At 40.1% G+C, this 11050-nt stretch carries 9 protein-coding genes and 1 pseudogene; 3 read left to right on the forward strand and 7 right to left on the reverse strand.

What is annotated here, in order from left to right; all coding sequences use genetic code 11:
- Positions 1 to 23: 23 nt before the first annotated feature.
- The 5 genes from P20652_RS13595 to P20652_RS13575 all read right to left on the reverse strand — a co-directional run bounded on the left by P20652_RS13595 (position 24) and on the right by P20652_RS13575 (position 5815).
- Complete coding sequence (locus P20652_RS13595; protein WP_008166747.1) at positions 24 to 1748, reverse strand: proline--tRNA ligase; 1725 nt, start codon at positions 1746 to 1748, stop codon at positions 24 to 26.
- An 89-nt stretch (positions 1749 to 1837) separates the two neighbouring features.
- Complete coding sequence (tsaA, locus tag P20652_RS13590) at positions 1838 to 2542, reverse strand: tRNA (N6-threonylcarbamoyladenosine(37)-N6)-methyltransferase TrmO (protein ID WP_008166749.1); 705 nt, start codon at positions 2540 to 2542, stop codon at positions 1838 to 1840.
- A 203-nt stretch (positions 2543 to 2745) separates the two neighbouring features.
- Positions 2746 to 3315 (reverse strand): outer membrane beta-barrel protein, encoded by a 570-nt coding sequence (locus P20652_RS13585; RefSeq protein WP_008166751.1) that lies wholly within the window; start codon positions 3313 to 3315, stop codon positions 2746 to 2748.
- A gap of 256 nt (positions 3316 to 3571) precedes the next feature.
- On the reverse strand, positions 3572 to 4036 hold the full coding sequence (locus P20652_RS13580) for an acyl-CoA thioesterase (protein ID WP_008166752.1): 465 nt from the start codon (positions 4034 to 4036) through the stop codon (positions 3572 to 3574).
- 132 nt (positions 4037 to 4168) lie between these two features.
- Positions 4169 to 5815 carry an electron transfer flavoprotein-ubiquinone oxidoreductase gene (locus tag P20652_RS13575; protein WP_008166754.1) on the reverse strand — a complete coding sequence of 549 codons (1647 nt, stop codon included), beginning with the start codon at positions 5813 to 5815 and terminating at the stop codon, positions 4169 to 4171.
- A gap of 221 nt (positions 5816 to 6036) precedes the next feature.
- Between P20652_RS13575 and P20652_RS13570 the strand changes: the two genes are divergently transcribed.
- Both P20652_RS13570 and P20652_RS13565 read left to right on the forward strand, forming a co-directional pair.
- On the forward strand, positions 6037 to 6786 hold the full coding sequence (locus P20652_RS13570) for an electron transfer flavoprotein subunit beta/FixA family protein (RefSeq protein ID WP_008166756.1): 750 nt from the start codon (positions 6037 to 6039) through the stop codon (positions 6784 to 6786).
- Positions 6787 to 7713: an electron transfer flavoprotein subunit alpha/FixB family protein gene (locus P20652_RS13565; RefSeq protein ID WP_008166758.1), complete on the forward strand. Its 927-nt coding sequence runs from the start codon at positions 6787 to 6789 to the stop codon at positions 7711 to 7713.
- A gap of 136 nt (positions 7714 to 7849) precedes the next feature.
- Here P20652_RS13565 and asnS read toward each other — a convergent pair whose 3' ends face one another.
- Positions 7850 to 9247, reverse strand: coding sequence for an asparagine--tRNA ligase (gene asnS, locus P20652_RS13560; protein WP_008166760.1), 1398 nt, complete (start codon positions 9245 to 9247; stop codon positions 7850 to 7852).
- 297 nt (positions 9248 to 9544) lie between these two features.
- On the opposite strand from asnS, the gene P20652_RS13555 reads away from it, so the two are divergent.
- A complete protein-coding gene (locus P20652_RS13555) occupies positions 9545 to 9979 on the forward strand; it encodes an AAA family ATPase (protein ID WP_008166763.1) in 435 nt (144 codons plus the stop codon).
- Between the two features lie 90 nt (positions 9980 to 10069).
- Here the strand turns inward: P20652_RS13555 and P20652_RS13550 are convergent.
- A pseudogene (locus P20652_RS13550) lies at positions 10070 to 11050 on the reverse strand (ABC transporter ATP-binding protein); the annotation flags it as partial.

Here is an 11050-nt window from a genome sequence, read left to right on the forward strand (position 1 = left end):
TTATGCTCTAAGCGTGCGTGTTGTTAACCTTTAACAGCTGCTTTAATTGCATCGATTGCTGTGTCGATATCAACCATTAGCTTTTCACCCGTACGACGGTTTTTAAGCTCAACTTTGTTTTCATCAAGGTTACGCTCACCAATTACTAGCGTAAATGGCACACCAATGAGCTCCATGTCGTTAAACATAACACCAGGGCGTTCTTTACGGTCATCAAACAACACATCAAGCCCTGCATCTTTTAAACCTTGGTAAAGGTTATTAGCAATATCAGGAATACGATGTGATTTGTGCATGTTCATTGGAACAATCGCCAAATCGAATGGCGCGATAGGTGCAGGCCAAATGATCCCGTATTGATCGTTGTTTTGCTCAATGGCAGCGGCAACAATACGTGAAACACCAATACCATAACAACCCATAGTCATGGTTTGGTTTTTACCGCCTTCGTTTAATACACCCGCTTTCATCGCTTTTGAGTATTTAGTGCCAAGTTGGAAAATATGACCGACTTCAATACCGCGTTTAATTTGTAAAACGCCTTGACCACATGGGCTCATATCGCCTTCAACAATATTACGAATATCAGCAACTTCGTAATCAGTTACGTCACGATCCCAGTTAATACCGCTGTAATGTTCGTCGTCTTTGTTAGCACCGGCAACAAAATCAGCAAGTATGTTAGCTGTTCTATCAACAATAATAGGCATAGATAAGCCAACAGGGCCTAATGAACCCGGTTTTGCACCAATAGCAGCAACAATATCTGCCTCTGTTGCCATTTCAAGCGGAGAGTCTACTAATGGGTGCTTTTCAGCTTTTAGTTCATTTAATTCGTGATCGCCACGCAGTACTAAAGCGACTAAACCACGTACTTCGTTTTCATCAGGTGTACCATAAACAATTAACGTTTTAACGCCGCGATGAGGTTTTACACCGTAATGCTTTTTAAGCTCGTTAATCGTTTTAGCGTCAGGAGTTGGAAACGCTTTAAGCTCTTTTGATGCTTCAGGGCGAGCTTCAATAGGTGCTAGTGCTTCTGCTTTTTCAATATTAGCGGCGTAATCACTGCCATCACTAAATGCAATTGCATCTTCGCCCGACTCAGCAAGTACATGAAACTCATGCGATACGCTACCGCCAATTGAGCCTGTATCTGCTATAACAGGACGGTAATCTAAATTTAAACGCTCAAAAATATTACAGTATGCTTTGTGCATTGCTTGATAAGTTGCATCTAAACATTCCTCACTTAAGTGAAAAGAGTATGCATCTTTCATTGTAAATTCACGGGCACGCATAACACCAAAGCGAGGACGACGCTCGTCACGTACTTTAGTTTGTATTTGGTACAACGTTACCGGTAACTGTTTGTAGCTGCTTATTTCTTTACGTACGAAATCGGTAATTACTTCTTCGTGCGTTGGACCAAGTGCAAATGTACGATTATGACGGTCTGTGAAGCGCATAAGCTCAGGACCAAATTCATTCCAACGACCAGACTCTTCCCACAAATCAGCAGGTTGAATAACAGGCATGAGCATTTCAATTGCGCCTGCTTTGTCCATCTCTTCACGTACAATGTTTTCTACTTTACGTAGCACGCGTAAACCAGAGGGTAACCAAGTGTATAAACCCGAAGCGACGCGACGGATCATACCGGCTCTAAGCATTAACTGATGCGATACGATTTCAGCATCTGATGGCGTTTCTTTAAGTGTTGCGAGTATATATTGGCTTGTACGCATGTTTTTTCCGAAATAGAGTAATTATATTCTTTTAATAGAGCTTAAGTTTACCAGCGGATGCTTTTACACTAAAGCGCTAACTGAGTTATTTAGTTTTTTTCTATGCTTGTTACTACGTTATGCTCGCCATTGACTTGCCAGCGAATATTATAATTATACAAAGTCATACCATAGCTCTGCTCGCCGTCTTTTTGTTTTTTATATGCAGGGCGGGGATCTTGTTTTAAAACATTGGCAATAAAATCATGTAAATCTGGGTATTGTGTTTGCGCATTAATAAACTCAATTGCTTGAGGGCTAAATTCAACCGTCATTTGTGTTTCTGGGCGCGTGTCAGCAAAGCCAGCACTTGCATCTGGCATAGAATCTGAATATGGCAAATATGGTTTTATGTCAATAATCGGCGTGCCATCAAGTAAATCAATACCAGCGAGTAATAAGCTAAGTTGTCCGTTTTTATACTCAATACCTTCGAGTTTTACGGCGCTCATTCCAATTGCGTTTGGTCTGAATGTAGCGCGGGTCGCAAATACACCTTTTCGCTCATTGCCACCTAAACGAGGCGGGCGCACCATGGCAGAATAACCTTTATCGGCCGTTTCATGAAAACGAAATAACAACCATATATGAGTAAAGTCATCTAAACCCCTTACAAATTCTTCGCGATTAAAATCAGGTGCAAAAATAAGTTTTGCTTTAGCTTGTGGCACTAAACGAGGTTGCCTAGGTATAGCAAACTTTTGTTTATAAGGAGATTGAATGTGGCCAATAGCCGAAATGGTATAATCGCTCATAGTACTCGGGTACAAATAAAATAGAGCGCTATTCTACCCGCATTTAGCATTTATGGCATTAATGTAAGTGAGTTTATTACTTAAAGACTGATTGGTTTAAATAGTGGTTATTAGACTGTGTGGTCTATAAGCTTGTATTTAGAGTAACTAAACGCAAAAAGGTAAGCCTAAGCTTACCTCTGTATATGCGTTTTAAGGTTTAATTAAAACATGTATTGAATTGATACAGACGCAACATCCATATCTGGGTCAATATCGTCATCAAGTTTGTAGCGTTCATACTCTAAACGAAACTGTACATTTGTTGTAAGCGCGTATTCAATACCTGCGCCGTAAAATGCGTCACCACCATCTGTAGACGTTGATACACTTCCTACCGGTAATTCTTGTGTGTAATCTGCATCCCATTCAAGCCAACCGCCTTTTGCATACACAGAAAAACTCTCTGTTATAGGGTAGCCCAAACGTGCGGCAAGCGATAGGCCATCAATTTCAGCTTTGCTGTCTATATCACTTACTTCATCAAGGTTTTGATAAGCAAGCTCTAAGCTTAGGTATTCGTTAAATTGTGCACCAACGTAACCTTTAAGCATTTGTGCATCGTCGTCAAAGTCAGTGTCGTTGTCACTGTCTTCAAATTCAAAAGAATATTGTCCATAACCAATACCAGTATAAATACGTGGAGAATCGAAATCAGAAATGTCAGCGTGTGCTGCAGAGTTAAAACCCAGTGTTGCTAGTGCAATAGCTGAAAGAGAAAGTGTTTTAATCATTGAATAGCTCCTTTACAAAAAATCAAATGCTTGATTTCATTAATCAAACTTCAATTATCTATTTGCAGCGAGCATGCCAATATTAAAATGGATTAAAAACACGCTTTAATTAGTTCTTTTGTATTGGATTTTACAATATTTAGCGTGTTTTATAATCAAAGTAAACTTCTGTGTAATCGGGTAATTTAAAATAAGTTGTATGTTTTACAAAGTATAATGAGTTTTTTACATAGCCTGACTTTGTTTAAATTAGTAATTACACTGTATGAAGTAAGTTTTCTGTTTCAATTGCTATTTCTTTCATTTTTATAGCGTAGTTTTCTAATTTAATGTCTTCATCGGTCACTGCTTTAAACGAAGGCACTGATATAGGGTAGCCCGTTTCGTCCATTGCAATAAAGCTAATAACACAATGGTTTGTTTCAACCATATTTTGTGTTTTTGGATCGCCACACCTAACTTGAATAAATATTTGCATGCTACTTCTACCCGTATGGGCAATTTTAGCCTCTACTTCTACAATTTGACCCACCAAAATAGGGCGTCTAAATTTAACACCCGCAACCGAAACCGTTACGCAGTAATGACCACTCCAACCTGCAGCACATGCATAACCGGCTTGGTCAATCCACTTCATGACGGCCCCACCATGAACTTTACCACCAAAATTAACATCGGTAGGCTCTGCTAAAAAACGAAAAATAACTTTTGACGACGGCATAAATAACACTCTTATTATTAAAACTACTATTAGCATAACGTAAAAAAGAGGCCGAAGCCCCTGCAATTTAGGATATGTTTATAATTTATATGTAAAAAACGTAGTTATATAGCTATTTAACGCATAATTTAGTTACATATTGGGGTAATTTGGCCCACCAGCACCTTCAGGTGTTACCCACGTAATGTTTTGGCTTGGGTCTTTAATGTCGCAGGTTTTACAGTGCACACAGTTTTGGGCGTTAATAACAAACTCTTTATTGCCCGCTATTTCTTGTACTTCGTAAACGCCTGCTGGGCAATAACGTTGTGCGGGTTCATTAAATTTAACTAAGTTTACGTTTATAGGAATTGATGCATCTTTGAGCTTTAAATGACACGGCTGTGATTCTTCGTGATTAGTATTTGATAAAAATACACTTGAGAGTTTATCAAAGCTAAGGTGTCCATCTGGTTTTGGATACGCTATTTTCTCAGCAGCGTTAGCATCAACAAGGGTAGAGTGATCGGGCGTATTATCTTTAAATGTAAACGGTAAACCACCATTAAAAATGTTTTGATCAAGCGTGTTGTAGGCACCCCCTATAAACTTACCAAGTTTGTGCATAGCAGGGCCAAAGTTACGAGATTGGTATAATTCTTTATATGCCCACGATTTCTCAAACGCAGTTTGATAATGAGTTAAATCGGTATTTGCTAACTCATTTTGCAGCGCTTCAAAAATAACCTCAGCGGCAATCATTCCCGATTTCATTGCAGTGTGATTACCTTTAATTTTTGCAAAGTTAAGTGTGCCTGCATCGCACCCTACAAGTAATCCGCCAGCAAAGTGCATTTTTGGTAATGAATGCAAGCCACCTTTAGCAATAGCACGTGCGCCGTAAGCAATACGTTCACCGCCTTCAAGTACGTTTTTAAATACCGGATGATGTTTCATTCGCTGAAACTCATCAAATGGACTTAAATGCGGGTTTGAGTAATTTAAATCAACAATCAATCCAACAACAACTTGGTTGTTTTCACTGTGATACATAAATGCACCACCGCTAGTATCGCCGCTAAGTGGCCAACCTGTACCATGAACAACTTTACCAAGCTCATGCTTACTTTCATCTATTTGCCAAATTTCTTTAAAGCCTAAACCGTAATGCTGCGGTGATGAATCCACATCAAGTGCAAACTCATTGATTAGTTGCTTACCTAAATGACCACGGCAACCTTCAGCAAAAATCGTGTATTTTGCTCTAAGTTCCATGCCAGGCATGTAACCGTCTTTTTCATTACCATCTTTGTCGACACCCATATCGCCAGTAATAATGCCTTTTACTGTTTTATCTTCAATTATTAAAGAGTGAGCACTAAATCCTGGAAATATCTCTACGCCTAAGCTTTCAGCTTGCTCTGCAAGCCATCGGCATACGTTACCCATAGACACAATGTAGTTACCATTATTATGAAATGTTTTTGGCGTAGCAAAGTGGGGGATTGATGTCGCTTTTTGCTCGTTATTAAACCAATAAATTTCATCGTTGGTTACTTTAGTCGTTACGGGAGCGCCAAGATCTTGCCAATTTGGTAGCAGTTCGTCTAAAGCTTTGGTTTCAAAAACAGCACCAGAGAGTACATGCGCACCCACTTCAGAACCTTTTTCGACTACGCAAATCATGCACTCTTGTTGTTTTTCTTGTGCTAATTGCGCGAGTTTAATTGCACTTGAAAGCCCTGCGGGGCCTGCACCAACAATAACTACATCAAACTCCATGGTTTCACGTTCGACCATAATAACCTCTTTATCTATGACGGACTTATTCGAATGTTTACTACACATTTAAATAAGGTGTGCAGCCTACTTTTAACTTTGCAAATTAAACGTTACAGACTGTGAATAGTTAAAGGTTATTTTAGGTTGACGTTTACGTCAACAGGAAGTAGTCTAATTTCATAAAATAAATAAGTTGACGTGCACGTCAGCATGTAGGTTTGAATTATTATGGAGTTCCTATGAAAGTTCTCGTACCAATAAAAAGAGTGATTGATTACAACGTAAAAGCACGCGTTAAAAGTGATAATAGCGACGTTGATTTAACCAACGTTAAAATGGCAATGAACCCGTTTTGTGAAATTGCTATAGAAGAAGCAATCCGCCTTAAAGAAGCTGGTACAGCAAGTGAAGTGGTTGCAGTAACTATTGGTCCTAAAGCATCGCAAGAGCAACTACGCACAGCATTAGCACTGGGAGCCGACAAAGCCATTCACATCGAAACCGATGAAAAGCTCGAGTCACTCCATATTGCAAAGCTCTTGGCTAAAATTGTTGATCAAGAAACGCCAGAGCTTATAATTTTAGGTAAACAGTCAATCGACTCAGATAATAATCAAACAGGTCAAATGCTTGCTGCGCTTACTAATCGTGGGCAAGGTACATTTGCATCAAAAGTGGTTATTAACGAGGGCAAAGTACACGTAACCCGCGAAGTGGATGGTGGACTGCAAACGGTGGCACTTAACTTACCTGCGGTTGTTACAACTGATTTGCGTTTAAACGAGCCTCGTTACGCATCACTGCCAAATATTATGAAGGCCAAACGCAAACCGCTTGAAGTAATAGCAGCTGATTCGCTTGGTGTTGATTTAACACCACGTATACAATTAATAAGTGTAGAAGAGCCAGCTAAACGCACCGCAGGAATTATTGTTGAAGACGTTGCACAGCTTGTAGAAAAATTAAAAACAGAGGCAAAGGTGATTTAAATGAAAACACTCGTAATTGCAGAGCACGACAACGGTGCCTTAAAACCAGAAACCTCAAAAACTATTAACGCCGCAGTAAAAATGGGTTTTCCTGTTGATGTACTTATTGCAGGTAACAGCCTAAGCGCAATAAGCTCACAAGTGGCCAGCATTGATGGTGTAGCTAATGTTTTAGTTGCTGACAATAGCGTTTATGAACATCAGTTAGCTGAGAGCATGACTGATTTAGTTTTATCACTTAGCGATACCTACAGCCACATTGTTGCAAGTGCAACGACAACGGGCAAAAACTTTATGCCACGTGTTGCCGCGTTATTAGATGTTGCGCAAATTTCTGAAATTATCGCAGTAGTAGATGCAAATACATTTAAACGTCCAATTTATGCAGGAAATGCAATCGCAACGGTTAAATCACTCGACAGTAAAAAAGTAATTACCGTGCGTGCCAGTAGCTTTGATTTACAAGGCGAGCAATCAGTAGCTGCTATAACAAGCATTGATACAGTGTCTGATTCGCAATTAAGTAGCTTTGTAAGTGTTGAACAAACAGTGTCTGAACGACCTGAACTTACGGCTGCTACTGTGGTTATATCGGGTGGTCGTGGTATGCAAAACGGTGAAAACTTTGCTCTACTCAATGGTATTGCCGATAAACTCGGTGCAGCCATTGGTGCGTCGCGTGCAGCAGTTGACGCAGGCTTTGTACCTAACGACATGCAAGTGGGGCAAACAGGTAAAATTGTAGCGCCTAATTTATATATAGCCGTGGGTATTAGCGGTGCTATTCAGCATTTAGCCGGTATGAAAGATTCAAAAGTGATCGTCGCAATTAATAAAGACCCAGACGCATCTATATTTCAGGTAGCTGATTACGGTTTAGTGGCTGATTTGTTTGAAGTACTGCCACAGTTAGAGAATGCTTTATAGCAGTTAACTTAAAATTTATTCTGGTTTAAAGCCGTGGTGCTCTTTGAGTGCTGCGGCTTTTTTATACGGTTAATTCAAGACACAAAAAACCAGCCAATTGGCTGGTTTTTAGTATTTATAAACGACTTACTGAATACTAGTAAGTGGCGCTGCCTTTAGTACGAGGGAAGGCAATAACGTCACGTACGTTGCCCATACCTGTTACATAAGCAACTAAGCGTTCAAAGCCTAAACCAAAGCCTGAATGTGGCACGCTACCGTATTTACGTAAATCGCGGTACCAGCTGTAATCTTCTTTGTTTAAGCCCATTTCTTCTAAACGCGCATCAAGCACATCAAGGCGTTCTTCACGTTGTGAACCACCAATGATCTCGCCAATACCAGGCGCTACTACGTCCATTGCGGCAACGGTTTTACCGTCTTCGTTTTGGCGCATGTAGAATGCTTTAATGTCACGAGGGTAGTTTTTAATAACTACTGGTGCTTTAAAGTGCTCTTCTGCAAGGTAACGCTCGTGCTCAGACTGTAAATCTACACCCCATTCAACAGCGTACTCAAACTTTTTACCACAGTTTTTAAGGATTTCTACAGCGTCTGTGTAATCAACTTGTGCAAAGTCTTTGTCTACAAATTCTTCTAAACGTGTGATTGCGGTTTTTTCTACACGTTGTGCAAAAAATTCCATGTCATCACGGCGCTCTTCAAGTACGGCTTTAAATACATACTTAAGCATGTTTTCAGCAAGTTTTGCGATGTCTTCTAAATCAGCAAACGCAACTTCAGGCTCAACCATCCAAAATTCTGCAAGGTGGCGAGATGTATTTGAATTCTCTGCACGGAATGTTGGACCAAACGTGTAAATTTTTGACATTGCAGACGCGTAAGTTTCGCCGTTTAACTGACCAGATACAGTAAGGAATGCTTCTTTACCGAAGAAATCTTCGCTGTAATCAACATCGCCTTTGTCTGTAAGCGGTAAGTTTTGCATATCAAGCGTAGATACACGGAACATTTCGCCAGCGCCTTCACAGTCACTTGCTGTAATAATTGGTGTACTGATCCAGTAAAAGCCTTGCTCGTGGTAAAAACGGTGAATAGCTTGCGCTAAACAGTTACGTACACGAGTTACTGCGCCAATCATATTTGTACGAGGGCGAAGGTGAGCGTGCTCACGTAAGTACTCAATGCTGTGGCGCTTTGCCGACATTGGGTAAGAATCTGGGTTTTCTACCCAACCTAATACAGTCACTGTATTAGCTTGTATTTCGAAAGATTGACCTTGACCAGCAGATTGAACTAAAACACCTGTAACCGACACAGAACAACCGGCCGTTAAGCTAGTAACTTCATCATAATTATTAAGTGAATTAGGAACTACCGCTTGAATAGGATCAAAACACGAACCGTCATGAACGGCTAAAAATGAAATTCCTGCTTTTGAATCGCGGCGAGTACGGATCCAGCCCTTAATTGTTACTTGGCTGTCTACCGCAACATTGCCTTTTAATAGCTCTGAAATCGCTAAATGGCTCATCTTCACTCCAATGATAATAAGTTGCCTAACTATTTTTATTTAACAGTGCGCAGCACTGTGGCTTTAATTGCTCATAAACGGCGCTGCACTTGAACCCTGTATCTTACCTAGTAAAGTTAAATAAAAAAACTATTGTAGGCAACTCTTTAAAACTTTTTATGCATGCGGTTTATTTTTAAACAGTTTTTAGGGTTTAATTGCCACAATTGTTATTTGGTGCTCTTAAATTTAATGGTTTTGTGGCATTATTAACAACAAATCAAATTTATATTTATTCACTCTTAAAAAATCGATGCTATGAAACAAGTTTTTATTTTACGAGGACTACCAGGAAGCGGTAAGTCTTACTATGCACAAAACCTAGCTGATGAATTAGGCGGGGCCGACGAAAGCCAATATCTAATTTGTTCAACAGATGATTATTTTATTGATGATCAAGGTGAATATCATTTTGATAAATTTAAGCTGCCGCAATACCATAATCTAAATTTAGCACGATTCATAAATGCACTCGCTCAAGATATCCCTTTAGTCATTGTAGATAATACCAATATTAAAAAGTGGGAATTTGTAGCGTACTCGCAAGCTGCTATTGCTTTAGGTTATCAAGTAAAAGAAGTGATAGTGGGTGAAGTGAAAGACAAAGCGATGCAACATTTATACGCCAAGCGTAACTCTCACCATATTCCGCTTAAAACAATAAGCAAAATGGCCTACATGTTTGAATGGTAGTGCTTCGAATTTAGTTAGTAACATACATAGTAATAGCTATTAAAAAGCCCATATATATGGGCTTTTTGGTTTATGTAAGTAAAAAAGTAGTTAAGCTTTTTGTTTATAAACGGCTAGTGGGTGCGATGTGCTTAATGATACATGCACTTCATCGCCTGGGTTTACCACAACTTCATGGCTAACACGGCTAGTTACAACCGTAGAGCACGCAAGTTTTACAGCGCACAAGCGGCTGCCACCTTCAAAACGTACCCAAATTACTTCGCCGTTATTACCAACACTGCTTTGTACAAGTAACACATCGTCTGGTCGAAGTAGTACATCAACGTCGCCACTTTCACAGTCAACGCCATGAGCCGGCGCATTACCAATTGAGGTGGTTGCTTGTCCGTTTTCAAAGCTGCCTGCAATAAAGCTGGCTTCACCTAAAAAACGTGCCACAAAACGATTGTTTGGCGTGCTAAAGCAGCGCTCGGGTGAATCAATTTGCTGAATTTTGCCGCCTTTTAAAACGCCAACACGATCACCAACTGAGAGTGCTTCTTCTTGGTCGTGTGTTACCCAAATAGCAGGTACGCCCGCGGCTTTAAGTGCGTTTCTAATATCCCAACGAAGCATGTCTTTAAGAGCGGCATCTAAGTTTGAAAGCGGCTCATCAAGCAAAACAAAATCAGGTTGGTGGGCAAGGGTGCGCGCAAGTGCAACACGTTGCTTTTGTCCGCCAGAAAGCGTTGCTGGTTTTTTATCTCTAAAATCGCTCAGTCCAAGTAGGTTTATCCAATACTCTGCAGGGGCTGTATCTTTTAATTTAAAGCAAATATTTTGTTGTACGGTTAAGTGCGGAAATAACGCAAAATCTTGAAACACCATGCCTACACTGCGTTTTTCAGGAGGCACGCTTAACTTTGGTATTGCTCGCCATTTATCCGTATTTATTTCGCCTTCGCTGATAGGTGTAAGGCCAGCAAGAGCTTGTAAAATTGTACTTTTACCACAACCTGTTGGCCCTACAAGCATAAGGATTCGTTTTCACCCAGCGAAAAGTTTAAATCGCTTACTACGCGATTACTG

The sequence above is a fragment of the Pseudoalteromonas sp. BSi20652 genome (genome assembly GCF_000239855.1).
Classification (GTDB): Bacteria; Pseudomonadota; Gammaproteobacteria; order Enterobacterales; family Alteromonadaceae; genus Pseudoalteromonas.

What these genes read in the sequence shown, in the direction of transcription:
- P20652_RS13595 (WP_008166747.1), bottom strand. Translation starts at nt 1,748, where the DNA reads ATGCGTACAAGCCAATATATACTCGCAACACTTAAAGAAACGCCATCA.
- tsaA (WP_008166749.1), bottom strand. Translation starts at nt 2,542, where the DNA reads ATGAGCGATTATACCATTTCGGCTATTGGCCACATTCAATCTCCTTAT.
- P20652_RS13585 (WP_008166751.1), bottom strand. Translation starts at nt 3,315, where the DNA reads ATGATTAAAACACTTTCTCTTTCAGCTATTGCACTAGCAACACTGGGT.
- P20652_RS13580 (WP_008166752.1), bottom strand. Translation starts at nt 4,036, where the DNA reads ATGCCGTCGTCAAAAGTTATTTTTCGTTTTTTAGCAGAGCCTACCGAT.
- P20652_RS13575 (WP_008166754.1), bottom strand. Translation starts at nt 5,815, where the DNA reads ATGGTCGAACGTGAAACCATGGAGTTTGATGTAGTTATTGTTGGTGCA.
- P20652_RS13570 (WP_008166756.1), top strand. Translation starts at nt 6,037, where the DNA reads ATGAAAGTTCTCGTACCAATAAAAAGAGTGATTGATTACAACGTAAAA.
- P20652_RS13565 (WP_008166758.1), top strand. Translation starts at nt 6,787, where the DNA reads ATGAAAACACTCGTAATTGCAGAGCACGACAACGGTGCCTTAAAACCA.
- asnS (WP_008166760.1), bottom strand. Translation starts at nt 9,247, where the DNA reads ATGAGCCATTTAGCGATTTCAGAGCTATTAAAAGGCAATGTTGCGGTA.
- P20652_RS13555 (WP_008166763.1), top strand. Translation starts at nt 9,545, where the DNA reads ATGAAACAAGTTTTTATTTTACGAGGACTACCAGGAAGCGGTAAGTCT.